The 25,340-nt window shown below is 67.6% G+C and carries 21 protein-coding genes, 1 pseudogene and 1 riboswitch; of the genes and pseudogenes, 12 read left to right on the top strand and 10 right to left on the bottom strand.

All coding sequences use genetic code 11. From position 1 onward, the window contains the following. The first annotated feature begins 235 nt into the window (after positions 1 to 235). The 7 genes from G8760_RS01885 (at position 236) to G8760_RS30705 (ending at position 9,741) form a co-directional block, all read left to right on the top strand. The gene (locus G8760_RS01885) at positions 236 to 1,285 is read left to right on the top strand and encodes a cobalamin biosynthesis protein (RefSeq protein ID WP_166345801.1); all 1,050 of its coding nucleotides are present in this window, start codon (positions 236 to 238) and stop codon (positions 1,283 to 1,285) included. After that, positions 1,282 to 2,874 carry a cobyric acid synthase gene (locus tag G8760_RS01890; protein ID WP_166345804.1) on the top strand — a complete coding sequence of 531 codons (1,593 nt, stop codon included), beginning with the start codon at positions 1,282 to 1,284 and terminating at the stop codon, positions 2,872 to 2,874. Before G8760_RS01885 ends, G8760_RS01890 begins: the two co-directional genes overlap by 4 nt. A gap of 207 nt (positions 2,875 to 3,081) precedes the next feature. Then, positions 3,082 to 4,632, top strand: coding sequence for a DUF3375 family protein (locus tag G8760_RS01895; protein ID WP_166345807.1), 1,551 nt, complete (start codon positions 3,082 to 3,084; stop codon positions 4,630 to 4,632). Continuing rightward, the gene (locus G8760_RS01900; RefSeq protein ID WP_166345811.1) at positions 4,625 to 5,392 is read left to right on the top strand and encodes a DUF4194 domain-containing protein; all 768 of its coding nucleotides are present in this window, start codon (positions 4,625 to 4,627) and stop codon (positions 5,390 to 5,392) included. The genes G8760_RS01895 and G8760_RS01900 overlap by 8 nt, the downstream gene beginning before the upstream one ends. Further along, positions 5,382 to 8,771 (top strand): ATP-binding protein, encoded by a 3,390-nt coding sequence (locus G8760_RS01905; RefSeq protein WP_166345814.1) that lies wholly within the window; start codon positions 5,382 to 5,384, stop codon positions 8,769 to 8,771. Before G8760_RS01900 ends, G8760_RS01905 begins: the two co-directional genes overlap by 11 nt. A gap of 39 nt (positions 8,772 to 8,810) precedes the next feature. Next, positions 8,811 to 9,332: a GNAT family N-acetyltransferase gene (locus G8760_RS01910; RefSeq protein WP_166345817.1), complete on the top strand. Its 522-nt coding sequence runs from the start codon at positions 8,811 to 8,813 to the stop codon at positions 9,330 to 9,332. Positions 9,333 to 9,462: 130 nt separating this feature from the next. Continuing rightward, a complete protein-coding gene (locus tag G8760_RS30705; protein WP_166345820.1) occupies positions 9,463 to 9,741 on the top strand; it encodes a helix-turn-helix domain-containing protein in 279 nt (92 codons plus the stop codon). Positions 9,742 to 9,779: 38 nt separating this feature from the next. Here G8760_RS30705 and G8760_RS01920 read toward each other — a convergent pair whose 3' ends face one another. From G8760_RS01920 to G8760_RS01930, 3 genes are all read right to left on the bottom strand, one after another. Next, a complete protein-coding gene (locus G8760_RS01920; RefSeq protein ID WP_166345823.1) occupies positions 9,780 to 10,298 on the bottom strand; it encodes a P-loop nucleotide/nucleoside kinase family protein in 519 nt (172 codons plus the stop codon). Between the two features lie 76 nt (positions 10,299 to 10,374). Then, positions 10,375 to 10,833 carry a DoxX family protein gene (locus G8760_RS01925; RefSeq protein WP_166345826.1) on the bottom strand — a complete coding sequence of 153 codons (459 nt, stop codon included), beginning with the start codon at positions 10,831 to 10,833 and terminating at the stop codon, positions 10,375 to 10,377. 30 nt (positions 10,834 to 10,863) lie between these two features. Next, the gene (locus G8760_RS01930; RefSeq protein ID WP_166345829.1) at positions 10,864 to 11,247 is read right to left on the bottom strand and encodes a VOC family protein; all 384 of its coding nucleotides are present in this window, start codon (positions 11,245 to 11,247) and stop codon (positions 10,864 to 10,866) included. 264 nt (positions 11,248 to 11,511) lie between these two features. On the opposite strand from G8760_RS01930, the gene G8760_RS01935 reads away from it, so the two are divergent. Then, positions 11,512 to 11,796, top strand: a complete 285-nt coding sequence (locus G8760_RS01935; RefSeq protein WP_166345832.1) for a hypothetical protein — start codon at positions 11,512 to 11,514, stop codon at positions 11,794 to 11,796. A gap of 116 nt (positions 11,797 to 11,912) precedes the next feature. Beyond that, positions 11,913 to 12,350, top strand: a complete 438-nt coding sequence (locus G8760_RS01940; RefSeq protein WP_166345835.1) for a hypothetical protein — start codon at positions 11,913 to 11,915, stop codon at positions 12,348 to 12,350. On the opposite strand, the gene G8760_RS01945 is transcribed toward G8760_RS01940, so the two are convergent. The 3 genes from G8760_RS01945 to G8760_RS01955 form a co-directional block, all read right to left on the bottom strand. Continuing rightward, entirely contained in the window at positions 12,351 to 13,823 is a 1,473-nt protein-coding gene (locus G8760_RS01945; protein WP_207781920.1) for a PucR family transcriptional regulator, read from the bottom strand. A gap of 55 nt (positions 13,824 to 13,878) precedes the next feature. Further along, positions 13,879 to 14,850, bottom strand: a complete 972-nt coding sequence (gene speB, locus G8760_RS01950) for an agmatinase (RefSeq protein ID WP_166345841.1) — start codon at positions 14,848 to 14,850, stop codon at positions 13,879 to 13,881. 367 nt (positions 14,851 to 15,217) lie between these two features. Beyond that, positions 15,218 to 15,676, bottom strand: a complete 459-nt coding sequence (locus tag G8760_RS01955) for a MarR family winged helix-turn-helix transcriptional regulator (protein WP_166345844.1) — start codon at positions 15,674 to 15,676, stop codon at positions 15,218 to 15,220. A gap of 85 nt (positions 15,677 to 15,761) precedes the next feature. Here G8760_RS01955 and G8760_RS01960 point away from each other — a divergent pair, with 85 nt between their 5' ends. Beyond that, the gene (locus tag G8760_RS01960) at positions 15,762 to 16,799 is read left to right on the top strand and encodes an SDR family oxidoreductase (protein ID WP_166345847.1); all 1,038 of its coding nucleotides are present in this window, start codon (positions 15,762 to 15,764) and stop codon (positions 16,797 to 16,799) included. A 141-nt stretch (positions 16,800 to 16,940) separates the two neighbouring features. Here the strand turns inward: G8760_RS01960 and G8760_RS01965 are convergent, their stop codons facing one another. From G8760_RS01965 to G8760_RS30710, 3 genes and pseudogenes are all read right to left on the bottom strand, one after another. Next, positions 16,941 to 17,534, bottom strand: coding sequence for a DsbA family oxidoreductase (locus tag G8760_RS01965; protein ID WP_166345850.1), 594 nt, complete (start codon positions 17,532 to 17,534; stop codon positions 16,941 to 16,943). After that, a complete protein-coding gene (locus tag G8760_RS01970) occupies positions 17,534 to 19,132 on the bottom strand; it encodes an MFS transporter (protein ID WP_166345853.1) in 1,599 nt (532 codons plus the stop codon). Before G8760_RS01970 ends, G8760_RS01965 begins: the two co-directional genes overlap by 1 nt. Before the next feature lie 70 nt (positions 19,133 to 19,202). Next, positions 19,203 to 19,394 (bottom strand): annotated as a pseudogene (locus G8760_RS30710) (response regulator transcription factor); the annotation flags it as partial. 150 nt (positions 19,395 to 19,544) lie between these two features. Here G8760_RS30710 and G8760_RS01980 point away from each other — a divergent pair. Then, a complete protein-coding gene (locus G8760_RS01980; protein WP_246222395.1) occupies positions 19,545 to 19,991 on the top strand; it encodes a GNAT family N-acetyltransferase in 447 nt (148 codons plus the stop codon). Between the two features lie 144 nt (positions 19,992 to 20,135). Here the strand turns inward: G8760_RS01980 and G8760_RS01985 are convergent, their stop codons facing one another. Then, complete coding sequence (locus G8760_RS01985; RefSeq protein ID WP_207781922.1) at positions 20,136 to 21,044, bottom strand: hypothetical protein; 909 nt, start codon at positions 21,042 to 21,044, stop codon at positions 20,136 to 20,138. A gap of 237 nt (positions 21,045 to 21,281) precedes the next feature. After that, a riboswitch (cobalamin riboswitch) is annotated at positions 21,282 to 21,441 on the top strand. A gap of 51 nt (positions 21,442 to 21,492) precedes the next feature. Between G8760_RS01985 and cobN the strand changes: the two genes are divergently transcribed. Further along, positions 21,493 to 25,302: a cobaltochelatase subunit CobN gene (gene cobN / locus G8760_RS01990; RefSeq protein WP_166345859.1), complete on the top strand. Its 3,810-nt coding sequence runs from the start codon at positions 21,493 to 21,495 to the stop codon at positions 25,300 to 25,302. The last annotated feature ends 38 nt before the right edge of the window (positions 25,303 to 25,340 follow it).

The following is a 25,340-nucleotide window of genomic DNA, read 5'->3' on the forward strand; positions in this document are numbered from 1 at the left end:
CAGCGCCTCGACCCTGGGCGCGATCTCGGCTCCACTCGCAGTCCTCGACGAGTCTCGAAAGCCGTCCACACGTCCGGGCAATCCGGCTCACCACATGGCCCCACCGCGAAGGCGGGGGTGGTCTACGGTTGCGGGTCAGCGCCGGGATCCGACCGGCTTCCCCCGCACGCGGGACACCTGGTGCACGATGCCGGCCGGCACTCGACCGTCCGGTGCCGCACACCCACATGGAAGAATGCCACATCTCACGAATCCCACGAGGAGGCGGCCCGTCGACGTGAGCTGGACTACCACAACCGGCCTGGTAGCCGGTGTCACCGTCGACGCTGCCTGCGGAGATCCGCGGCGTGGCCATCCGGTCGCCGGCTTCGGCCGGGCGGCCCACACCCTCGAGCGACGGTGGTGGGCCGACTCGAAGCCGCGGGGTGCGCTCTTCACCACCGTCTGCGTCGCGGTGCCGGTCGCCGTCGGCGCCCTGATTGAGCGGACGCTTTCACAGCCCACCACCTCAACCGGATCAGACCGGCCGGCCACTGCACTCCCGGTGGCGGTTCGGATCGCCACCACGGCCGCCGCCACGTGGGTGGTGCTCGGTGGGCGCAGTCTGACCCGCGAGGCCACCTTGCTGGCCCGGTCGCTGGAATCCGGTGATCTCGACGCCGCGCGAGCCCGCCTTCCACACCTGTGTGGTCGCGACCCACACCCGCTCGACACCGCCGGGCTGGCTCGGGCGACGGTCGAGTCGGTCGCCGAGAACACCTCCGACGCCGTTGTCGCTCCTTTGGTCTGGGGCGGGGTAGCCGGGTTGCCCGGCCTGGTCGGCTACCGCGCGGTGAACACGCTGGACGCCATGGTCGGTCACCGTAGCGAGCGGTATCGCAACTTCGGGTGGGCCGCGGCCCGCCTGGACGATGCTGCCAACCTCGTCCCGGCGCGGCTCGCCGGCGTCCTGACCGCGGCGGCCGCTCCGCTCGTCGGCGGTCGCCCCCGCGACGCTCTACGGGCGTGGCGGCACGGTGCCCACCGGCATCCGAGCCCCAACGCGGGGGTGGTCGAGGCCGCGTTCGCCGGTGCGCTACACCGCACCCTCGGCGGACGCACCGTGTATCCATACGGCGTGGACGAGCGGCCGACCCTCGGCACCGGCCCGGAGGTGACCACGGCCGACATCCGGCGGGCGACCCGGCTTTCCCAAGCCGTGTCGGTCGGCGCGCTGGTCACCGTCGTGGCGGCCCGGGCGGCCGCTACGACCCTCCTCCGGCGGCGCCGGCGGAAGCAGCCATGACCGGCCGCGGACTGTTGGTTGCCGGCACCACGTCGGATGCGGGTAAAAGCCTGGTGGCGGCCGGATTGTGCCGCTGGCTGGCCCGGCAGGGCGTGCGGGTAGCACCGTTCAAGGCGCAGAACATGTCGAACAACTCCATGGTGTGCGCGGACGGCGCGGAAATCGGCCGCGCCCAGTGGGTCCAGGCGATGGCGGCCGGAGTTGTTCCCGAAGCGGCGATGAACCCGGTGCTGCTGAAGCCGGGCAGCGACCGCACGTCGCACATCGTGCTCATGGGCCGGGCCGACGGAACACTACGCAGCGGCGAGTACGCGACCGGCCGCGGACGGCTGGCCGAAGCCGCCTTCGCCGCTCTGGATGATCTACGCCGCCGGTTCGACGTCGTCGTCTGCGAGGGGGCCGGGAGCCCAGCCGAGATCAACCTGCGCGCCGGGGACTACGTGAACATGGGCCTGGCCCGCCGGGCCAACCTTCCGGTGGTGGTGGTGGCCGACGTCGACCGGGGCGGATCGCTGGCTGCCATGTACGGGACGCTGGCGCTGCTGGAGCCGGCCGACCAGCAGCACCTGGCCGGGTTCGTGGTGAACAAGTTCCGCGGCGACGTCGAGGTGCTCCGGCCTGGGCTGGAGCGCATCACCGAGCTGACCGGTCGCCCGGTGTACGGGGTGTTGCCGTGGCTCGACGGGGTGTGGATCGACTCCGAGGATGCGCTCGCCGTTGGCGGCTGGCAGCACAGCGTCCTACACCGCGAGCGCCCCGACGCTCGCCCGGCAGGACGCAACACGCGCATCCTGAACGTGGCGGTCGTCCGCTTCCCCCGCATCTCGAACGCCACCGACGTGGACGCGCTCGCCTCCGAACCCGGCATCAACGTCACCTTGACCGCGGACCCCGACGTTGTGGCCAGCGCCGACCTCGTGGTCCTGCCGGGCAGCAGGGCCACCGTGTCCGACCTGGCCTGGCTGCGCCAGCGCGGCCTGGACGCGGCGGTGGCCGCGCGGGCGGCTGCCGAACGGCCGGTCCTGGGCATTTGTGGCGGGTATCAGATGCTGGCCCGACGGATCGTCGACCCAGTGGAGTCCGGTTCGACGGTCGACGGCCTCGGGTTGCTGCCGACGGAGGTGGTGTTCTCGACGGAGAAGCAACTGGGCCGTCCCGTCGGGTCGTGGCGCGGGCACGAGGTGAACGCGTATGAGATCCACCACGGCGTCGCCACCATTGACCACAACGTCCTGCACGGTGAGGCCCCCGACGCTCGCGGTGCAGGACGCAACGGAGGCGAAACGTTCCTCGACGGCTGCCACGTCGGCAGCGTCTGGGGCACCACCTGGCACGGCACGTTCGAGAACGACGGGTTCCGGCGGGCCTGGCTCGCGGCGATCGCCGGCCAGATCGGCCACGCGTGGCGGCCGACGGACGCACCGGGGTTCGCCGTGCAACGCGAGATGATGCTGGACCGGCTCGCCGACGCGGTGGACCAGCATCTCGACACCGCCGCCCTGCGCCACCTGATCGAGCACGGCGCCGCGCCGGACTTGCCGACTCTGACGTCGTCACACCTCAGTACCGATGTGTCGCCTTCCAGGTGATCATCAGCAGATTGCAGTCGCAGAACCGCGGCACCAACCCGCCAACGATCACCTCACAGCAACACCAAGCTGCTGATGATCACCGCCGACGTGGGACGTCACCGCCCAACACCGGCACCTCCCACACCTGACGGACGGCGCACTCGGCGAGCGCGGCCGGTCGTACGAGTCGTCGTGGAGCACCAGCATCGATTATGGTGTCGAAACGTGAGGGGGAAGGAGCGAAGCGCTGAGCAACTGTGGCACGAGTTTCGCACCAACGCCACCGCGGACGGCACCCTCTCCCTGCTCCGCTCCAAGGACGCGTTCCTGCATCTCGCCTTGATGGCCGCTCATCTCGGACACGGCCAGGTCGTCGACGCCGAAACCCTCACCGCCCGCATCGACGCCGACCTGTCCGGCCCGATGCGCGGCTACCTACCTACCGACGACGAACCCGGATTCAGCCCCGCACCCGACGCCGACACGCTGCTGACCAGGTGGACCAAGAAGGGCTGGGTGCGGCGCAGCATCGATCCCGACACCGGTTCGGAGCGGTACCAGCTGACCTCCGGTGCCAGCCAGGCGGTACGGCAGATGGCCAGCCTCCGGCGGCACACGTCGCTGGCCACGGAGTCGGCGTTGTCGATGGTGATGGCTGAGATCCATCAGATCGCCACCGAAGCTAGTCCGGATCCCGCGGCGCGCCGGCAGGCGATCGACGAGCAGATCGCCATGCTCACCGCCCAGCGCGACGCACTCGACGAGGATCCCGAGCCGGCCGTCGACCAGCGCGACCTGATCGACAAGGTCACCGCGCTCACCCAGTTGATCGAGCGGATCCCGGCCGACATCGCTCGGTACGGCGAACAGATGCAGGCCAACACCACGGCTCTGATCCAGCAGAGCCTCGGCGACGACCCCTCCGCGTTCGCCGATTCGCTGGACCGGATGTTCGAGGGCCACGATGTGATCTCGGAGGCGGCGGAAGGGCAGGCATTCCGGGCCTTCGCCACCCTCATCGCTACGCCGTCCCAGCGCACGCAGCTGGAGTCGGACATCGCCGACATCATCGAACATGTCGACGAGTTGTCTCCGGACATCACCCACGCGCTGGAGAGCTTCATCGACGCGATGTGGGATCGGGTACGTGAAGTCGAAGAGGCTCGCGCGGTGGCGTTCCGCCGGATCAACAACTTCGTCCGCGGGGGCGACGCCCTGCACTACCGCAGCATGCGGGTCCTGGTCAACGAAGCCCAGGCGGCCGCCGCGGAAGCGTTCCAGCACACCCACGGCAGCCGGGATGTGAGCTTCGCCGTCCCGTTCAGTAGCGCCGACACCTCGTCGATCGGGCGGCTCCGGCTGCATGAGGGCGTCGGGGACCCGCCTGACCCGCTGGCGGCGGAGAACGGCGAGTTCACCGTCGACCCGGCCCGGCTTGCCGGCCAGGAATCCATCGACTGGGCGAAACTGCGCACCGCGGTGAACTCCGCGGTCAGCGCGGCGGAGGGCCCGGCTCACCTGTCCGACGTCTTGGGCACGTTCGATCGGCCCCGCACCGGCGACGTAGTCGGCTTGTGGTCGCTGGCGACGCGCTGGGGCACGGTCGACCCACTGGTACACGTCACGACCACCGTGTACACCCGCCACGGAGTCCGCGACATCCGGGTGCCCGCTGCCGTGTTCACCGAACAGGTCACCGATCCCGCGGCACCACACGCCCCACACCGAACCCTGCGTATGCAGGCTCTTCTCCTGGAAGAGGCGATTGATGACTGAGACCGCATCCGATGTCACCCAGGTCGGCGGAGACGGCTTGTTTACCGAGGAGAGCGCGGTCCCGCCGTCGACCCTCGACCCGACGGACGTGTTCGACGAAGCCGCGCGGGTGCGTGGGACTCGGGTGGCTCGCACCGCACCCGAACCGAGGTTCGACGGCGACACCAGCCAGCTGCCGCCGGACGTGTGCTGGGCGTTGCAAGAGCTGGTCGCCGCACCACACGTCGGCGGAAAAGACAGCCGGCACTGGGCGGTCATCCTCCAGCACGAGGAGGTGCTACGCAGCCGCCTGTCCGAGCTCGGTCTCATCTTGGAGATCAACCACGAGCAGCGCTTCGCATTCACTCGGCAGGCCGACGACCCCAGCCCGCACAGCCGCAGTGTTCTGCGCACCAAAACGCTGAGCCTGGCGGCGAGCACCCTCGCGCTCTACCTCTACCAGCAGTATTTGGCCGCGCCCCACAGCCCTGTCGTGGAGACGGCGGACATGATCGATTACATGATGGCGTACCAGCGGGCCGACGACACCGACGAGGCGTCGTTCCAGAAGAAGGTGGTCGCCGCGATCAACTCGCTGGACGACGCGGCCATCATCAAGCCGGTGAAAGGCACCAGCCGCTACCTCATCCACGGCGCCATCACGGCCATCCTCACCGCGGACCGGGTGGAAGCCCTGACGCAGCGGTACCAGGCGATCGCCCGCGGTGAGGCAGTCCCCGAGGAATCCGAGAACGGTAGGGCCAACACCGATGGGCGATGACGGCCGCGAGCGCATTCTGTTTGGCTCGAACACCGCGGTGAGCGAGCGCACCGTCTTCCTTGGGCAGTTCCGGCTGATCCGGCTGCAAGTGATCAACTGGGGGACCTTCCAGGGTTACAAGGACCTCCCTATCGACGAACGTGGGGTGCTGTTCACCGGACCGTCGGGCTCCGGGAAGTCCTCACTCATGGACGCTCATTCCGCTGTGCTGCTGCCCACCCACGATCAGCGGTTCAACGCCTCGGCCGACCTCACCGTCCGCGGGGCCAAACAGGGCACTCGCAGTGTCGCCGACTACGTGCGCGGCGCCTGGTCGGAGACGAACGACGAACACCACCGGTCGAAGATGCGGTACCTGCGGGGCGGCAAACCCACCTGGTCGGCGGTCGCGGCCACGTACGCCGACGGTGTCGACGCCATGACCACCGCCGTCGTCGTCAAATGGTTCACCGGCGCGGAGACCGACGGCGGGTCGTTGAAGACGATGTATCAGCTGCACCACGGTCAGTTCGACCTCACCGCACTCGACGAGTGGGCACAACGCAACTTCGACACCCGATGGTTCAAGGCGGCACACCGGGGCGCGCACTATCCCGAAACCCAGGCCGCCTACCTTCGTGAGCTGCGCAAACGTATCGGCCTCGGTTCGTCGAAAACGGCGTTGTCCCTGCTGGGCAAGGCCAAGGCGATGAAGAACGTCGGGGACCTGAACTTCTTCATCCGCGAGAACATGCTCGACGAACCCGGCACCTTCGCCGCGGCGCAGAAGATGCTCGACGCGTTCACACCACTCAACGAAGCGTACGAGACCGCCCGCCGGGCACATGCCCAGGAGAAGGTGCTGCGCGAGGTGCCGGATAGTTGGGCCGCCTACCGCGACTCGAGCCGAACGCAGTCACTCGCCGAGGTTCTGCTGGGCGCCGCGTCCGAGCGCTACATCCGGGGGGTCCACGTCCGGGCGATCCGGGACGCCCTGGACGAACTAGACCAGGACGTCAAGGCGATCGACGCTGACCTCGGCGAGCAGGAACGCCGTTATGAGGAGGCCAAAGCCGCCTACGTGTCGCTCGACGAACAGCTCCGACGCGAAGGACAAGTGCTGGAGGACGTGAAGGTGCGCCTCGCCGCGGCCGAACAGGAGGTCGAGTCGCGGGTGCGGACCTACCAGGGGTACGCCAAGCTCACTGAGCGGGTGGGGGAAACCTGCCCGGAGGACGAGCCGGCGTTCACCGCCTTGCGCGAGCGGCTGCCGCAGATCGTCGAGCAGGCCCGCCACGACCGCGCGGAGATCGAACCACGCCGGCATGCTCTCTTCGCCGCGTCGGGCCAGGCCCGCAAACAGCACGAGGCCAAGGTCAACGAGCTCTCCGCGTTGCAGTCCTCGCGTTCGCTGGTCCCCCGCCGGGAGGCCGACCGGCGCGAGCGCATCGCCGACGGCGCCGGTGTACCCGTGAGCGAGCTCCCTTACGCGGCTGAGCTGATCGACGTGGCCGGCGACGAAGAACGCTGGCGGCCCGCCGCCGAGAAGGTGCTGCGTAGCTTCGCGTTACGCCTGCTGGTTCCGCAGCAGCACCGGCAGGCCGTTCAGCAGTTCGTCGATAACCACGACATGCGGGGCGTCGTCGAGTACAGCGTCGTGCCTAGCGCCCGGGAGACCGTTGCCCAGCCGGAACCGGGAACGCTGGCCAGCAAACTCACCGTCAACGACACCCATCCGTGCGGGCCGTGGCTCGCTGGCGAGCTGGCCCGGCGGTTCGAGCATGTGTGCGTCGAGACCTCCGCCGACCTCGAGCAGCATCGCGTCGCCGTCACCGTCCGTGGAACCGTCAAGCTACCGGGTGGACATTTCCGCAAAGACGACCGAACGGCACTGACCGATCCGGCGTCGTATGTGCTGGGCGGCAGCATCGGGGTGAAACGAGCGGCGCTGGAGACCGAGGTCACTCGCCTGGCCGAAGCCGAAGTGCGGGCCCGAGCCGAAGCCGACGAGCTGGATCAGCGCTACCGTCAGCTCGAGGCGACCATCGACGCCGCCACCCAGCTCCAGGGTTACTCGAGCTGGACACAACTCGACCACTGGTCGGCCACCTCCAACGCGCAGGCCTACGCCCGGCGTATCGAGGAACTCAAGGCGGACAACGTCGACTTGCAGCGGCTCGAAGACGACCGGGGCGCGGCCGAGCAGCGCTGGCAGTCCGTCGCCGACACCCGGTCGGATCTGCGCAACCGGCTCAGCACGCTGCGGACGCGCCGGGACGGGTGGCAGGAAACACTGGAGCAGGAGACCGGTCAGCCGCGGACGGTCGACGACGAGACGCATCGCGGTTACCTCGATGACGTGCTCGCCGACCTGGAAGTGCCGGTCACTCCGGACACCATCGGTCAGGTACGCATCGCCTTCCGCAAAGAGTTGGAGCGACGCCGCGACGCAGCCGATGCCGATCGTCGGTACGCGCTGGCCGGTCTGACGTCGGCCATCGGGCGTTTCGTGGAACAGTGGCCGGAGTCCGCACCGGATTCCAGCGGCGACGTCGACCGCTCCGGCGCGGACTTCGCGGCCCTGCACGCGGACATCGTCCGCCGCCGGCTGCCCAACGCCATGGGCCGGTTCCAGCAGATGATCAGCGAGGACATGGTCCCGTCGATCAGCGTTCTGCAACGCGCGATCGAGAACGCCGGCGACGAGATCAACAGCCGGGTCGCCATGGTCAACGCCGGTCTCTCCCGGGTGGAGTTCAACCCGGGCACACACTTGCAGATCGCCTACACAGCCAGCGTGCCCAGCGAGGTCAAGGAGTTCCGCGGCATCGTTGAGGCGCTGCTACGCGACGCGCCCACCGCACGGCGGGACCCGGAGAAGCTGCTCGCCCAGTTCCGCCGGGTGCAGGCGTTGATGACCCGTTTCACCGACGACGACGCCGAGGCCCGACGATGGCGGGACGCCGTACTGGACGTGCGGTCCAGCTACTTCTTCTACGGCACGGAGGTGGACGACACGGACGCCGTCGTCGCCACGTACCGCAATACCGCGTCGAGTTCCGGCGGCGAGCAGGAAAAACTCGTCGCGTTCTGCCTGGCCGCGGCGCTGAGCTACAACCTTGCCGATCCGGACTCCGACGGCCGGCCGCATTTCGCGCCGTTGATGCTCGACGAAGCCTTCAGCAAGTCCGACGAAGCGTTCTCCCACCAGGCGCTGGCCGCATTCGACGAGTTCGGCTTCCAGATGATCATCGCGGCACCGATCCGGATGTCGGGGATTCTGGAGCCGTTCATCGGACAGGTTGTCCTGGTCGACAAACGGGTCACGCCCGATGGAGCCCGGTCGAACGCGAGTTCGGCGACGTTCGGGGAGCTCGCAGCTGCCGGCGCCGGGAATTGAGTTGAACGCGCACGGCGGCCTGGGCATGCTTGTGCAGCGATGATGATTCGCCAGGAAGCACCCGCCGACGTCGACGCCATCCGCGCTGTCCATGGTGCCGCGTTCGCCCGAACCGCAGAGCCGGGTACCACCCCGGTTGAGGCCGGCCTGGTGGACGCGTTGAGGTCGGACCCAGGGTGGATCCCCGCGTTGTCGCTGGTGGCTGTCGACGACACGGGCGCGATCGCGGGCCACGTCGTGTGTACCCGGGGATGGGTCGCGTCGGTTCCCGTCCTGGGTTTGGGGCCGCTTGGTGTGTTGCCGCGGTATCAGGGCCGCGGGATTGGCAGCGCGCTCATGCACGCCGTGCTTGGTGCGGCCGACGCGCTCGAGGAGCCACTGGTAGCGCTGCTTGGGGAGCCAGCCTATTACCGTCGATTCGGATTCCGGCCGGCGAGCGGCTACGGCATCGGGGCGCCGGTACCCGCGTGGGGCGAGTACTTCCAGGTGCGTGCGCTCTCCGCCTACCAGGCCGCTCTTCGCGGGGACTTCACCTATGCCACACCGTTCAACGAAGTCTGAGTCACGACGCTGAGGGTGCCGGACCGACCTCCTGGAAGCGTGTGCATGAACGTGCACATTATTCCATTGCGCACGTTCATGCACACGCCTAGAATGGGCAGGTACGTGCACATCGATCAGGGAAGGCGCCGTGCGGATCGCAAGTGCTCGGGACCTCGGCCTCTACATCCGCGATCGTCGGCTAGCGTCGGGACTCACCCAGTCCGAACTGGCTCATTTAGCGGGAGTCAGCAGGCGGTGGCTCGTGGCGTTCGAAGCAGGGAAGAGCTCGGCTCAGTTAGATCTAGCCCTCCAAACCCTGAACGCGCTTGGATTGATCCTTGATGCTCGCGCGGCGCCGCCACCACCAGCCGGGATCGACCTAGACCACCTGCTCGAACGACATCGATACACCGATCGCGAGGAATGATCGTGAATGACGCGCGGGCCAAGACGCGGTACCGATCTTCAGAGTAGTGTCATGACCTTCTTGGCCACCTCGGATGGAGTCAGTGGCGTCGTATCGACGACCTCAGCCTCGGAGCGCAACCAGTTCTGCGCACCGCGGTAGGCGCCTAGGTGGTCCAGCCGCCACTGCCGCGCCCCGGCCTCCACCTCGTCGGCTTCGATCCGCCGGATCAACTCCGGCTCGTCTACGTGCAGGAGGACGTGCTGTACGGCAACACCGTGGCCACGCAGGCGGGTGAACACCTCGTCGGCGTACTCCCTGCGGAGCAACGTCATCGGGACGATCAGCGGGCCGCCGTAGTGGCGCAACAGTTCGTGTGCGGTCTCGGCCGCGAGGACCCGCCACGACGGCCAGTCCTGAAAGTCCTGAACCGGCTCGGTGATGAAGTGCCGGAGCATGAAGCCGACGTATTCGGGGTCGAACAGCCTCGCCCCGGCTACCTCTGCCACCAGCTCCCGGGCGGTGGTGGTCTTGCCGGCACCGAACGTTCCGTTGAGCCATACCAGGTCTTTCGCCATGAGGCACCAGCCTAGGTGGGGTCCTACGTCCTGCGGGTGTGGCCGGGGCCCACACTCTGCAGGACGCAAATCGCCGCTACGACGGGTGGCCGCTCCCCACCCCCATGGGTGCAGCGTTCGTTGGGGACCGCCGTTCCGGGCGCAGCAGGTCACGCCAGTCGGCTGGCCAGTTGGCCAGGGCGATCGCCGCGGAGACCAGCAGCAACGTGGGGGCGAACACCCGGTCGGACACCTCCGAACCGGCGATGATGTGGGTGGTATTGGCGCCGACCAGCAGCAGCACCAGGGCAACGGCACCAAGGAACCGCGAGCGTCGGCGCGGGATGACGAGCAGCACCGCGCAGACACCCTCGATGCCGCCAACCACGAACCGGAACCACATTGGATATCCCCACTCAGCGAACTTCTCCGAATACGCCGGACCGAAGAACGTCGGGCCAGGCCAGAACTTGGTCACGAATCCCAAGAAGAAGCTCGTGGCCAGCAGCCAGTAGCCGGCCGTGGCCAGCCGATGGCGCCACTCGTGTGCAGACATAGCTGTCCTCGTCTCGTTCTCAGAAGCCGACTACGCCGAGGACGCGACCTTCCACAGGTACCCGTCCGGGTCGCTGAAGTAGCCGAAACATCCCCAGTCCGTCGCGGTGGCTTCCTTGATGACGGTGGCACCGGCCGCCACCGCGTCGCGCATGGCCTGCTCGACGGCCTCGGGCGAGTCGACGATGTAGTGGAGCGAGAAACCCCGGAATCCGGATCCCTCAGCGGGCACGCCAGCATCGTCGGCTACCTCACCCCACGGGTACAGGGCCAGCGAAGACGAGTCCTTGCCGAGATCAAGGTTGACGAAGCCGGGGTAGTCCTGGCTGACGGTGGCGCCCAGATTGACATAGAACTGCTTGGCACGGGCCAGATCCGAAACACCGATCATGATGGTGGTCGCCTGCAGGGGCATTGTTCTCTCCTCTTCCGATGGATTCAGGTGATGTGCCTGTCTACGGAAATCACGCTAGGCGTGCATCCGTGATGGGCGCTTCTTGATTCCTGACCGTTCCGAACACATCCCTAGTGCCCTGCGGCGACAACGTGCGGACTCCGCGTTGACGCCCTCGGCCACCGACGTGGAAGGCCCCGAATCCAAACTTTCGCCGCATTGAGGACACATTCGGCGGACACTGGAGAGAGGTTCTATTCGTTCGTTCCGAAAGGAACGGCCATCATGGACACTTCCACCCGCCACGGTCGCCGCCCGTTCGTCGTCGCGATACTCACCTGCCTCGCGGGATTACTCGTGGGGTTTGCCATCGGTGTCCCGGTTGGTCGGGGCGGCGCCGACACCAGCCTCCCAGACCCCTGTACTCGAGCGCTGACCGCAGCCGACGCGGTGGCCACGGCCGTCGAGGAAGAGTGGGCCACCGCGTCAGCCGCGGTGGACGCCGCCCAACAGGAACTAGCGGCGTCCAACTTCCGCGCCCACCTCACTACCTGCTTCGACCTCCAGTGACACATCGCGTCGGCCTCCGATTGCCAGGCCGGGGACACCGCCGTGCGGAGCTGTGGGCAACGTCGGCGATGCATCCCGCACGGCAGGAACCGGCTGGCGGACCATACACTCATTCGGTGGAAACACCCGGTGCTGACCTCGTCGATGCTCACCCCGCCGCGTATTACCAGCACGCCGCCCGCCTGTTCGAGGACGGGCACAAGGACGATGCGGTCTTCTGGTTCTACGCAGGGCAGCTGCGATTCCGGTTTCATCTCATGGCCAACCCGGACCTACCGCGGGATGAGGATCCAGCACTCTTCGCGGCGCTGTCGCAGAGTGTCGGCGCGCCCCTGAACCTCTACGCCGTCGGAGACGTCGACGCCTTGGTCGCGCAGATAGACGCGGTGCTCGAATGGGACACCACCACACCCAACAATTTCACCTCTCGCGAGGATCATCGGACGGAATGGGAGAACGTCCGTGGCGGGCTGACTGCGCTACGCGACACGTTCCTCCGCGACGCCGACGCGATCCGGGCCGAACGCACCCGACGTGGGTTGGAGAACCGTTAGCTAGTGTCGCGCACCGGAGTGGCTGCGCCAGCGCAGGGCGAACCACAGCTCCATCCGCACATCCGGGTCGTTCAGGTCACGGTCGAGTAGCCGGGCCGCGTGGTTGATGCGATTCCGCACCGTATTGCGGTGGACGCCTAGGTCAGCAGCGGTGCGGTCCCAGTTGCCGTGGTGGGTGAGCCAGCTCATCAGGGTGGTCAGCAGTGGGCCTGGGGCACCACCGGGCCGGCCGTCCAGGACGGCGAGGACGTCGTCGGTATAACGATCGGCCCGTCCGCCGTCCACCAGCCCCAGCACCCCGGCCGGTCGTGCCCCGGCGACAGCGCTCGCGCCGCTCAGCAGTGCACCGTTCAGGGCCACGCCGGCATCCGCCCACGCTCCTTCGATGTCCGGGGCGGAATGTGGTCGGCTGATCCCGGCGATCAACCCTGCCTCGTCGATGATGTCGCACACCTCGTCGACGGGCCGGTCGGCCGGGATAAGAGCAACGAACCCGTCGTCGCTACGCTGCACCAACGGGGTGCCAAGAAGCGCGGCGAACCGCTCATCCGGGCCCTCCCGCCCCACCTTCGCTCGCCCCCTGACGACCCGCAACAGCACGTCGTCGGAACGATCAACCACAACCGCCAGGTCACGGCTCAGCGTCGGCAGCCGCAACAGCCCACTGACCACGGCCGCACCCAACACGTCCTGGCTGGCATCCGCCTCGGCATCGGTGAACAGCAACGACAGCGCACTCGCCGCTACACCGGTCAGCCCACGGTCGGCGATCGAGAACGGACGCGGCCGCACCACCGCCATGCCGTACCCGGCTGGGGCAGGGCCGATCAAACGCTGCACCTCCGCGTGTCCGCCCGCCGAGGCGACCGCGGCACTCATCGGAGTCCGACTGGTACACACCCGGCGCAGCGCCGTCGCCACCTCGCGGTCGTGGCTCATCGTCCCGGCTGTCCAGCGGCGCCCCCGGTGGTGATCGACCACCACCACACCCGCCTCCAGCAGTTCCGCCAGCCGATCCACCACCGTCTGCACCGGCGCCGGTCCACTCGCGGCCCGAATCAGGACGGACTGCCCGTCCGCCAGCCGTCGCAGGTCGCGTGTCTCCGCGCGGGTCAGCTCCATGTGGTGCATCTCCACCACGGCCGAGAACGGCACCTCCGGTGGCACTTCCAGCAGCACGAGATCCTGCCGGTCACAGGCGGCCACCAGTTCGGCGGGAACGGTGTCGAACACCGGCGTGACACCGAAACCAACCGCCGTCACACCAGCGCGGACCAGCCGCTCCACATAGTCGACGCTCTCCTCGGGCCGGTAGCTGGTGCCGGCCAGCAGCAGGAACTCGCCGCCGCGCAGGTACGGCGATGGATCGGGTAGCTCGCTGATGTGCACCCACCGCACCCGGTGGTTATGCGGCTTGGCCGAGCCGCGCACGGTGAGGCCGAGCCGCTCGACGAAGAGCTGGAGCGACACCACCATGTCACTCTAGGCCGCGCAGGCACCCCACCGGCCGGGGGTGCCGTGACGGTGGTCAGGCACCTCGGTTGGCGGCCAGCACTCCGAGGAGCTCGAAGCCGACGTGCGCCGCGGCGATCCCGGTGATCTCGGCATGGTCATAGGCCGGAGCGACCTCGACGATGTCAGCTCCGACCACGTCGATCCCGACCAGCCCGCGCAGGGTCGTCAGAAGCTCCCGGCTGGTGAGACCACCGGCCTCCGGTGTCCCCGTGCCCGGTGCGTGAGCTGGATCGAGGACGTCGATGTCGACCGACACGTAGACGGGACGGTTGCCCAGCCGCGCCCGCATCCGCTCGATCACCGCGGCCGTCCCGGCGGTTTCGTAGTCGTCGGCGTGGATGGTCTGGAAGCCGAGGACGGCGTCGTCGGTGAGGTCCTGCCGTGAGTAGAGCGGGCCACGGATCCCGATGTGCAGGCAGTGTTCAAGGTCCAGCAAGCCCTCCTCGCTCGCCCGGCGGAACGGAGTGCCGTGGGTGTACGGGGCGCCGAAATAGGTGTCCCAGGTATCCAGGTGCGCGTCGAAATGCACCACCGCGATCGGCCCGTGGTCGCGGAACATCGACCGCAACAGCGGCAGGGCGATGGTGTGGTCGCCGCCGATCGTCAGCAGCTGAGCGCCGTCGGCCCGGAGCGCGTCGGCGCTGCGTTCGATGGTGGTGATGGCGTCGTGCAGGTCGAACGGGTTGACCGCGATGTCACCGGCGTCGGCGACCTGCTGGCGGTGGAACGGCTCGATGTCCAGACCAGGGTGATAAGGCCGCAGCAGCTTCGACGACGTGCGGACGTGCCCAGGACCGAACCGGGCGCCCGGCCGGTAGGACACCCCGCTGTCGAAAGGCACCCCCACCACGGCGACGTCCACCCGTTCGACCTGGTCTACGCGGGGCAACCGGGCGAACGTGCCTGGTTCGGTGTACCGGGGGGTGCGGGTCGCGTCCACGGGTCCGACCGGCGAACTGTGTTCCGGCGGCGGGGTGTCGGTCATGGTGCGACTCCTGCGGGATCATGCGGGCGGCGGAGGCTACACCACGACCCTAAGAGACACAGTCGCCTCCGCGCAGCTAGACGAATACGCCACTGAACCGCGTGCCGTTGTACGCTCCGCACACTCTGCAGGACGCAAGTCGCCGCTACGACGGGTGGCCGCTCCCCACCCCACGGGTGCAGCGTTCGTTGGCGACTGCCGTTCCGGGCGCAGCAGGTAACGCCAGTCGGCTACCTGCGGCACGCAGAAGGCCAGCGCGGCTCCCGCTCGACAACTCACCTGATCCGCGGTCCACCAAATGGCAGTTGCACACCCCGCCCGGTGCCCGCCCCACGGCGTCCACCTCGCAGCAGCACGTCGGCGGCGACTAGCGGGACGCACGGGCGGCGTCGTTGGATTCCAGCACCCGCCGCAGCAGCGACACCAGCATCGCCTGTTCATCCGGGGTGAGGACGTCGAGTAGCCCTTCCTGGGATCGAGCGCCGACGGGATGCAGCTCCGCGACGAGTACCTGGCCGGCATTAGTGATGTGGAGCTGATTACGACGCCGGTCACCCGGGTCCCTCACCCGCTTGACCAGCCCCCGCTCCTCAAGTAGGTCGATGTGCGCAACAAGGTGGCTCTTGTCAAAGTCCAGCGCCGCAGCTAGCTCCTGCTGCGACAGCGGACCGAGCTCGTCTAGCGCGGTCAGCGCCGCGTAGTGAACGAGCGCCAGGTTGCGCTCCGCCAGCGCATTCTCGATGAGCCGTCGACCGTACTTCGAAACCTGCGAGGCCAGGTATGACGGTTGCGTCAGCAGCGTGGGCGGACGTCGGCTTGGACTCATGCGAATATCGTAGCCTAGGCAATTCGTTGCAGTTTGCTACTATCAGCGTCGTCAACTGATGGACGTCTTAAGGAGAGCGATCGACATGTCCGCACATGATGTGACCCGGCGCTCCGTGCTTGGTGGTGCCCTTGGGCTTGGGGTCGCCGCTGGGCTGGGAGCTGTCCCCATCACCCAGGCCGCAGCCAGCGAACGCGCGGCGGGCCGGCCACATCCAGACCGCAAGGTGGTCCTCATCACGGGTAGCAGCAGCGGGTTCGGTTACCTGACCGCACTCACGCTCGCCCGCGCCGGCCATTGGGTGTTCGCCTCAATGCGGAACACGCGCACCAGCAACGCCGCGGCCCGGCGAGAACTCCTGACCGTCGCCGGCAAAGAAGATCTCGACCTGGAAGTCATCGATCTCGACGTCCGCCGCGAGCAGTCGGTCAACCAGGCCGTGAGCAGGGTGTTACGCCGGGCACGGCGGATCGACGTCCTGTACAACAACGCGGGCACGTTCTCCCCAGCGGTGTTGGAGACACTCACCATCGACGACATCAAGGAGTCGTTCGAGACCAACCTCTTCGGTCACCTCCGGCTCAACCGCGCGGTCTTACCGGCGATGCGGGAACAGCGGGAAGGGCTCGTCGTGCAGATGACCACCGCGCTCGGCCGGTTCGTGCTGCCGTTTATGGGGCCCTACGTCGGGGCCAAATGGGCGCTGGAAGCGATGACCGAAAGCAGCCGGTACGAGTTATCGCGCTTCGGCGTGGAATTCGTCATCGTTGAACCAGGTGCCTATCGCACGAACTTCCTGGAACCTAACGGGCAGAGGTACTACGACGAATATCTGCGTAGCCTGTCCCGAGACAACGCGCGCCGGCGCAGTGAATACGGCGAGCTAGCCGAGCGGGCCGAAGCCCACCTGGCCCTGGGCCGCGATTCATTGGACTCGCACGAGATCGCCGACGCCATCGCCTCCGTCGTCCGAGCGCCACGCGGAGAGCGCCCACTACGCCTCGTCGGCCCTGGCATGGAGCCGTTCCTCGACGAGCTGAACGAGCTGACCGAAGGCGTCGCCCGGGGCGCCATGACCGGGCGCGGGTGGGACGACCTGCTGGAGCTGGACACCGGATCGTGACCGCTAACCGCCCTTGCCCATCCGCCAGCGTCCTGCACCGCGAGCGCTCCCGCCCTCACCTTGCAGGACGCAGTGTGCGGGGCGCAGCGTAGCGTCCTGCACCGCGAGCGCTTCCGGCCACGCGGTGCAGGACGCTGGCGGTTAGCTCCCTCCGAGAGCCTGCCTAAACGCCCGCTCAGACTGGCTGCCAACAAGCGGCACCGCGCCGTCGAAGGCAAAGACTGGTACTCCCCGGATACCGCTGCGTCGCACCTTGTCCAGTTCGGCTCGGACGGCGTTCGCACCAGCATCGCTCCACCGCACCCCTACCTCGGCTGCCAGCCTGGTCAGAACCGAACGATCAGCGATGTTGACCTCGTCAGTGTTCTGGGCACGAAACAACCGCTCAACCATCTGCTCCCCGAGGCCCTGGTCACTAGCCACCGAGATCAGACGGTGCGCCTCGAACGTGTTCGTCCAGATCGTGTGCCGCCCGAAACTGACACCTACGTCAGCTCCTAGGACATTCAGCTCGGCCACCGCAGCCTCCGCGTCGAAGTCGGCGCCAAAGTACCGGCGTTCAACCTCGTGTTTGGGTACTCCTTCGCTGGTGGCAGTGGGGTCCAGTTGGAAGGGCCGGAAGACGACATCGAGCTCACCTCCGCCGTCACGATATTCGCCAGCCACCCGCTGAAACCGGGCGTAGGACAGGTAAGACCACACGCAAACCAGATCGATCGTCACTTCAACTCTCATTATTTCTCCTCGTTCACCTGTGTCGTCGCCGCCACCAATTCGTGTTCATCGCCACCGTCGTGCCCGCCATGCTCGTCACCGCTCAGCGGAGGCACGTGCCGGAGGAAGAAGCCAACGGCGACCGCGAGCACGGCGACGATGCCAGCCGAGGTGAACGCCACCGCATGCAAACCTTCAATGAACGCTTCCTGAGCGGCGGACACCATGGGGCCCGCTTGTGTCACGGGTAGCTGATCGGCGGCGGCTACCGCCGCGCCCAGTGTTTCCCGCGCCTGGTCAGCTTGTTCCGCCGGAATACCGCCCGGCAACAGTTCGTCGATGCGATTGCGGTAGACCGCCATTCCGACACTGCCCAGCCCAGCCAGGCCAAGCGCCATACCGAGCTCGCCTCCGGTTTCCTGAATGGCGGACGCGGCGCCGGCGCGTTCCACCGGCGCGCTGCCCACCACCAGACCCGCGCCCAACGCCATAGTCGGGCCAAACCCGGCACTGACGATAGCGAAGGCGACAACTGCCAGACCGACCCCCGAGTCCGCGTCGACCTGAGTCAGCATGCCGATACCAACCGTCGTTATCGCTAGGCCCACGCTGATGACCCAGGCCGGACGGACGCGACTGGCAATCGCCGGAGCCATCATCGTGGCCACGATGTTCACGGCGGTGGTCGGCAACACCCACAGGCCCGCCCGCAGCGGCGACAAATCCAACACGAGCTGCAGGTATTGCACGAAGAACAGTTGGACGCCACCAATAGCGAACAGGACGAACGTCTGGGCGCCGAGGGCCGCATTGAACGATTTACGCGAGAACAGCGCCAGGTACAGCAGCGGGTTCTCCAACCGGTTTTGGCGGCGAACGAACAACACACCTATGGCCAGGCCAAGCAACAACGCACCCGCCGCCGACGCGCTGAGGCCGTCTTTGGCGACCTCCTTGAGCCCGTAGACCATCAGCAGCATCGCCGTGAGCGATTGTGCGACGCTGAGCAGATCGATCCGTCCAGCATCCGGGTTACGGGATTCTGGGAGCAGGACCGGCCCTGCCAGCAGCAACAGTGCCATCACGGGCACCGCGAGCAGAAAGACCGATCCCCACCAGAACCACTCGAGCAGTACACCGCCGACGACGGGCCCCAGAGCACCGCCGACGATAAACGACATCATCCACACCGCCAGCGCGAATCCACGCTGCTTCTCATCGGCGAACATGCTGCGGATCAACGACAACGTCGACGGCATCAACGTGGCCCCAGCGATCCCGAGCAGCGCGCGGGACACAATCAGCATCTCGGCACTCGTAGAGAACGCCGCCAACAGCGACATCGCACCAAAAACAACCGCTCCAATGAGCAGCAGCCGGCGGCGGCCGATTCGGTCACCGAGCGCTCCCATGGTGATGAGGAACCCGGCGATAAGGAAGCCGTAGACGTCGATGATCCACAAGAGCTGGGACGCCCCCGGCTGTAGGTCAGCACTGAGGTGCGGCACGGCGAAGTGCAGCACGGTCAGATCCATAGTGAGCAGCATCGCGGGAAGCGCCAGCACGGCTAACCCGATCCACTCCCTAGGCCCGGCTTTCGCCGGCGCGGCAATGGACATGTGATTTCTCCCAGTCACGTCGATGGAATGAAGTGCCACCGACGCTATGGGCGCTCAAGGTCGCATAGCCTCAGTCATCTGACTGGTTGAGCAGCTGGTGAAACCGACCTAACTCGGCACGAGTGGCCACGCCCAGCTTGGGATACGCCTTGTAGAGGTGATAACCCACCGTGCGGGGACTGAGGAATAGTTGCTCACCGATCTGCCGATTAGTCAGACCCTGAGAGGCCAACTTGACCACCTGCAGCTCCTGCGGAGTCAGTTCCCGGCCCAGCATGGTCATCACAATACGGCCGAGGGTCTGAACCACCGGAGACGATGTCGCGTTGCGTCCTGCAGAGCGTGCGCCCCAGCCCTCAGGTGGCAGGACGTAGTGCAACATCGTGGAGCTCTCGGCTGCGAAGATCGTCACGTGACGGTCACACGCACACTTGCTGGCTACGAGTTCGACGACGACGCCTCCCGGATCGATCGCGATGTGATCTGGAACTTCATGTCCGAACACGCCTACTGGGGGCGGTGGCGCAGCCGGGAGATCGTAGAAGTACAGATCGACGGTGCATGGCGCGTCGTCGGTGCCTATCACTCGGCTAGCGGAGACATGGTCGGTTTCGCGCGAGCACTATCCGATGGCGTTTCCCTCGCCTACTTGGCCGACGTGTTCGTCGACTTCCCCCATCGCGGCAAAGGTGTTGGTGTTTCGCTTGTCGCGGCGATGATCGAGGACGGGGGCGGCGCTGACTTCCGATGGATGTTGCACACCGTCGATGGGCACGAGCTCTACGCCAAGTTCGGGTTCACCACGCCCGAGCACAACAAATACATGGAGCGGGCCGAGCGTAGAGCGGACTCGACCTGACGGCGGGGTGCGGGACGCTGCGTAGCGTCCTGCAACCCGAGGTCCGGAGCACACGCGCTGCAGGACGTTGCGAAGTGTCCTGCACGGCGTGCACCCCGCCCCTGCCCCTGCCCCTGCCGACGGGACGTCACGCAACGCCCCCGGTCATGCGGCCGCGCGGCGGCAGCGAGCCAACAGGTGCGCAACCTGATTCATGAACGCGTCTGGCTCGAGTCGAAGCCCGACAACCGGGATGCGCAGCACCCCGTCGCCGTGGACAAACAGGTGATTCTGGCGCAGCGCGTCGCTGATCGCCATACCAGGATCCAGGTGCTGCGCCCCCTCGATCTCCACGACAACACCCCACTGATCCCAGTAGACGTCGAGGTAAATGCGCCCATCCGGACCCCGTCGCACGACCTGCCGGGTGGGTTCGGGCAAGCCACGGACCCGACACATGCGGGCGAAGTCCAACTCACCCATTGACTGGACGCCATTCACCAGATCAGCCAGAACAGTTCGGAGGAACGAGCGCCGACGGTGCCGTTTGACCGACGAGAACGCCTCATTCAACGCGTCTGGGCGAAGAATCCGCTGCTGGATCGGCATCAGCCACAACAGGGCCGCCTGCCGGTTCGACACCGCCCACAGGGCAGCTCGCACGGCGGCGATCTCCGGGCGGACCCGCGGCAGGCCACCGTCGAGCACGTCGTCCGGTTTCCTGCGTCGTGTCTCGTAAACGCGCACGCCGGCCAGGCGTCGGTAACGAGTACCTCGGGAGACCGAAACTTGGATCAACGATGTCTCGAAGCCCGTCAACCCCGCGGCCTGCAGAGCGGATGCTCCGTCCAACGCCGCGTCCGCACCAACCTCCCAAACGGCCCGCCACCATTGCGCCGCGCCGTCCAGGGGGCCGGTATGGACACCAATGGTCTGCCGACCGTGCGAGCGCCACCGGCCGGCTTGCAGCTGGGCCTTAACTTGCCAGCGGGTCAGCCTGAGGGCATATAGCTGCCGACGGCTGACAACGCCCGACTGGCTAGCTGCGAGTTCCTCAACGGCTGGGTAGCGCATGTTCGCGACCCTTCCCGTCGGCCAACCCCAGATCAAGATGCCGTTGTGCATCTGTGGAAAACCTCGGCGTTGCGTCCTGCACGGCGAGCGCTCACGGCCGCAGCGGGCAGGTCGCAACGGGGCGCCGCCCCGCCGCTGTCGCGTTGCGTCCTGCGAGGTGTGCGTCCCCACCCGCAGCCTGCAGGACGCTACGTAGAGTCCGGCAGCTAGGATCGACACCGACCACCGACGTCACGGCAGGAACACCGGTGAGGGCGCATGCGCCCAACTCCGGGGCGGTCCCGCCACTGTGACCGGGGAGCAGGTCCTCACCGCATGGCCACTGGAGTGGGTCACCACCTCGACCCGCCTCTGGGAAGGCTTGAGGACCCGTGCCGATCCGGGAGCCAGGACACTGCCCAGCGTCGTCCACCGATCCGGGTGCGGGAAACACCCGAGAGAGGACGCCATGAGCCAGCCCCGCCTTCTGCTGCTGTCTACCGCCGACACCGACTTGCTCACCGCTATCCGCGCCGACGGTCGTTGGGTGGTGGCCAACCCGGCCCGTACAGCCGCGGAGGACGTTCCCGCCCTGCTGGAAGGGGTGGGCGCCGTGGTCGTGCGGCTGCTCGGCGGCCGCGAGGCCTGGCCGGACGGGCTCGACGCGGTCCGCGCCTCCGGAGTCCCCACCGTGGTGGTCAGCGGCGAGTCCAGCCCGGATGCTCAACTCCACGCACTGTCCACGGTGCCGTCCGGGGTCGCCACGGAAACCCAGCGCTACCTCGTCGCCGGCGGGCCGGCCAACCTCCGTCAGCTGGCCGCTTTCCTCAGCGACACCGTCCTGCTCACCGGTGAGGGCTTCGAGCCCCCGGCCGAGCAGCCCCGCTACGGCGTCCACAGCTGGCCCGGTGAGGGTGCACGGGACGCTGAAGAGCGGCCAGTGGTGGGAATCGTGTACTACCGTTCCCACGAGCTGTCCGGCAACACCGCGTTCGTCGACGTTCTCTGCGAGCAGATCCACGCCGCGGGCGGCACACCGCTGCCGGTCTTCACCGACACCCTTCGCGGCGCGGATCATGAGAACTACGCCGAGCTACGCCAGTTGCTGGCTCGGGCCGATGTGCTGATCACCACGGTGTTGGCCAGCGGCGGACTGGTGGCCAGCACGGCCACCGCGGGTGCGGAAGACGATGCCTGGAGCACCGCGATCTTCGAAGAGCTCGGCGTCACCGTCATCCAGGGGCTCACCTTGACGAGTTCGCGAGACGCCTGGCACGAAAGCGACGGCGCGATGAACCCGCTCGACGCCGCCACCCAGATCGCGCTGCCGGAGTTCGACGGCCGGATCATCGGCGTCCCGTTCTCGTTCAAAGAGGTCGGCTCCGACGGCGTGCCGCGTTACGTCGCCGACCCGGAACGTGCCCGGCGGCTGGCCGGCATCGCGGTCCGGACGGCCCGGCTGCGGCACACGCCGAACGCGGACAAGCGGCTGGCGCTGGTGCTGTCGAACTACCCAACCAAACATGCCCGGGTCGGCAATGCCGTCGGGCTCGACACCCCAGCCAGCGCGGTCGAACTGCTGCGCAGCCTGAGCGATGCCGGTTACGACATCGGTGACCTCGACCTCGACGCCCTCGGGCGCGGGACGGGTAGCGACGGCGCGGACCAGCCGCCCGGAGATGCGCTGGTGCATCAACTGATCGCCGCGGGCGGCCACGACGTCGAATGGCTCACCGAGGAACAGCTGACCCGCGCCGTCGCCAGTGTCCCCACGTCGCGGTACAGCCGGTGGTTCGCCACCCTTCCGGAGTCGCTGCGCGAGGGGATCACCGAGGCATGGGGTGAGCCGCCGGGTGAGCTGTACGTGGATACCACGGGCGGCGAGCCGGCGATCGCGATCGCCGGTCTGGTGTTCGGCAACGTCGTGCTCATGATCCAGCCACCGCGGGGATTCGGCGAGAACCCCGTGGCCATCTACCACGATCCGAACCTCGCACCGTCGCACCACTACGTAGCCGCCTACCGGTGGCTGCAGGAGCCGGTCGAGCAGGGCGGTTTCGGCGCCCATGCCGTGGTTCACCTCGGCAAACATGGCACGCTGGAGTGGCTCCCGGGTAAGGGGCTGGGGCTGTCCGACGGATGCGCGCCGGACGCTGTGCTCGGCGACCTGCCGCTGGTCTACCCGTTCATCGTCAACGACCCCGGTGAGGCGACGCAGGCCAAGCGCCGGGCACATTCGGTGTTGATCGACCACATGATCCCACCCATGGCCCGCGCCGACACCTACGGCGATCTCGCCAAGCTGGAGCAACTCCTCGACGAGTACGCCACGGTGGCCGAACTCGACCCGGCCAAAGCACCCACGGTCCAGACCCAGATCTGGGAGCTGGTGACCCAGGCGCAGCTCCACCACGACCTCCACGCCGAGCACATGCCCGGTGAGGACGACTTCGACGACTTCGTTCTGCACATCGACGGCTACCTGTGCGAGATCAAAGACGTGCAGATCCGGGACGGGCTGCACGTACTCGGCCGGGCGCCGGAGGGCCCGGAGCTGGTCAACGACGTGCTGGCGGTGCTGCGGGCGAGGCAGGTATTCGGTGGCGAGACGGCGCACCGTGGCTTACGCGGGGCATTGGCCGCGTGGGCCGGGCTGGACGAGCAGGTGCTGCTGGCCGAACCGGGCGCCGCTGTAGACGCCGGCCCCGGGGTGGACGCACTCGCCGCTGCTGCCGCTAGCGTCCTGCGCGACGAGGGCTCCGACGCTCCCGTTGCAGGACGCAAGGCCCACCGCACGGCGTCCGACATCGTCGACCTCCTCGAGGACGTTGCGCGCGGGCTGGTCACCGAACTGGCCCGACGAGAGTGGCGGCCGGAGGAGAGCAAGGCCGTAGTCGCCGACGTCCTGGGGGCAGACGTGGCCGAGGTCGCCGACGTGTTGCGCTTCGGTGCCGAGCAGTTGATCCCCCGGTTGGCCCGGACCACCGACGAGATCACGAACACGATCAATGCCCTCGACAACCGGTATGTCGCCCCCGGACCGTCCGGATCGCCCACCCGTGGCCTGGTCAACGTGCTTCCCACCGGGCGCAATATGTACGCCGTCGACCCCAAGGCAATCCCGTCGCGCAACGCCTGGGATGTCGGGGTCGCTCTGGGCGACTCTCTGCTGCGTCGGCACAAGGCGGACACCGGTGCGGTGCCCACGTCGGTGGGTCTCACCATCTGGGGTACCGCGGCGATGCGCACCCAGGGTGACGACCTCGCCGAAGCACTGTGGCTGATCGGGGTACGCCCGGTGTGGGACGACGCGTCGCGCCGCGTCACCGGGTTCGAGGTCGTCCCGGCCGATGAGCTATCGCTGGACGGTGAACCCCGGCCACGGGTGGATGTCACCATCCGCATCTCGGGTTTCTTCCGCGACGCGTTCCCCCACGTCATCGGCTTACTCGACGACGCCATCCGGACGGTCGCGGAACTCGACGAGCCGGCTGCCGTCAACCACCTACGTCAGCATGTCGTCGACGACGTCGCCGCCGGCACCGACACCCGTCGGGCGACCACCCGCATCTTCGGGTCGAAGCCGGGCGCCTACGGTGCCGGGATGCTGCCGCTCGTCGACGCACGGAACTGGCGCACCGACGCCGACCTCGCCGAGGTCTACGCGGTGTGGGGCGGTTACGCCTACGGCCGCGGTCTGGACGGCGTGGAGGCCCGTGCCGACATGGAGAAGGCGTACTCGCGTATCCAGGTGGCCGTGAAGAACCAGGACACCCGCGAACACGACATCGTCGACTCCGACGACTACTACCAGTACCACGGCGGAATGGTGGCCATGGTGCGCAACCTCACCGGAACCGCTCCCGCGGCCTACGTGGGCGACTCCGCGGTACCCGAACACGTGCGCACCCGCTCACTGTCCGAGGAGACCGCCCGCGTGTTCCGGGCCCGCGTGGTCAACCCGAAGTGGATCGCGGCCATGCAGCGGCACGGCTACAAGGGTGCGTTCGAGATGGCTGCGACGGTGGACTATCTCTTCGGGTACGACGCCACGGCCGGAGTCGTCGAAGACTGGATGTACGAGACTCTGACCAAGGAGTACATCAACGACCCTGAGGTGGCCGAGTTCTTCCGGCAGTCCAACCCCTGGGCTCGCAAGGGAATGGCCGAACGTTTGTTGGAGGCCGCCCAGCGGGGGTTGTGGGCAGAACCGTCGGCCGACGCCCTCGAAGCGCTCCAGCAGGCTGTCCTCGAGACCGAAGGTGACCTCGAAGAGTAGAAACCCGCGCGTTCTAAGCCAGGGTGCGGGTAGCGGGG

This window comes from Phytoactinopolyspora limicola (assembly GCF_011320225.1).
Classification (GTDB): Bacteria; Actinomycetota; Actinomycetes; order Jiangellales; family Jiangellaceae; genus Phytoactinopolyspora; species Phytoactinopolyspora limicola.

Bases quoted from the DNA above. Each gene is read 5' to 3' on its own strand.
- G8760_RS01885 (WP_166345801.1), top strand. From the start codon at position 236: ATGCCACATCTCACGAATCCCACGAGGAGGCGGCCCGTCGACGTGAGC.
- G8760_RS01890 (WP_166345804.1), top strand. From the start codon at position 1,282: ATGACCGGCCGCGGACTGTTGGTTGCCGGCACCACGTCGGATGCGGGT.
- G8760_RS01900 (WP_166345811.1), top strand. From the start codon at position 4,625: ATGACTGAGACCGCATCCGATGTCACCCAGGTCGGCGGAGACGGCTTG.
- G8760_RS01905 (WP_166345814.1), top strand. From the start codon at position 5,382: ATGGGCGATGACGGCCGCGAGCGCATTCTGTTTGGCTCGAACACCGCG.
- G8760_RS01910 (WP_166345817.1), top strand. From the start codon at position 8,811: ATGATGATTCGCCAGGAAGCACCCGCCGACGTCGACGCCATCCGCGCT.
- G8760_RS01920 (WP_166345823.1), bottom strand. From the start codon at position 10,298: ATGGCGAAAGACCTGGTATGGCTCAACGGAACGTTCGGTGCCGGCAAG.
- G8760_RS01925 (WP_166345826.1), bottom strand. From the start codon at position 10,833: ATGTCTGCACACGAGTGGCGCCATCGGCTGGCCACGGCCGGCTACTGG.
- G8760_RS01930 (WP_166345829.1), bottom strand. From the start codon at position 11,247: ATGCCCCTGCAGGCGACCACCATCATGATCGGTGTTTCGGATCTGGCC.
- G8760_RS01935 (WP_166345832.1), top strand. From the start codon at position 11,512: ATGGACACTTCCACCCGCCACGGTCGCCGCCCGTTCGTCGTCGCGATA.
- speB (WP_166345841.1), bottom strand. From the start codon at position 14,850: ATGACCGACACCCCGCCGCCGGAACACAGTTCGCCGGTCGGACCCGTG.
- G8760_RS01955 (WP_166345844.1), bottom strand. From the start codon at position 15,676: ATGAGTCCAAGCCGACGTCCGCCCACGCTGCTGACGCAACCGTCATAC.
- G8760_RS01960 (WP_166345847.1), top strand. From the start codon at position 15,762: ATGTCCGCACATGATGTGACCCGGCGCTCCGTGCTTGGTGGTGCCCTT.
- G8760_RS01965 (WP_166345850.1), bottom strand. From the start codon at position 17,534: ATGAGAGTTGAAGTGACGATCGATCTGGTTTGCGTGTGGTCTTACCTG.
- G8760_RS01970 (WP_166345853.1), bottom strand. From the start codon at position 19,132: ATGTCCATTGCCGCGCCGGCGAAAGCCGGGCCTAGGGAGTGGATCGGG.
- G8760_RS01985 (WP_207781922.1), bottom strand. From the start codon at position 21,044: ATGCGCTACCCAGCCGTTGAGGAACTCGCAGCTAGCCAGTCGGGCGTT.
- cobN (WP_166345859.1), top strand. From the start codon at position 21,493: ATGAGCCAGCCCCGCCTTCTGCTGCTGTCTACCGCCGACACCGACTTG.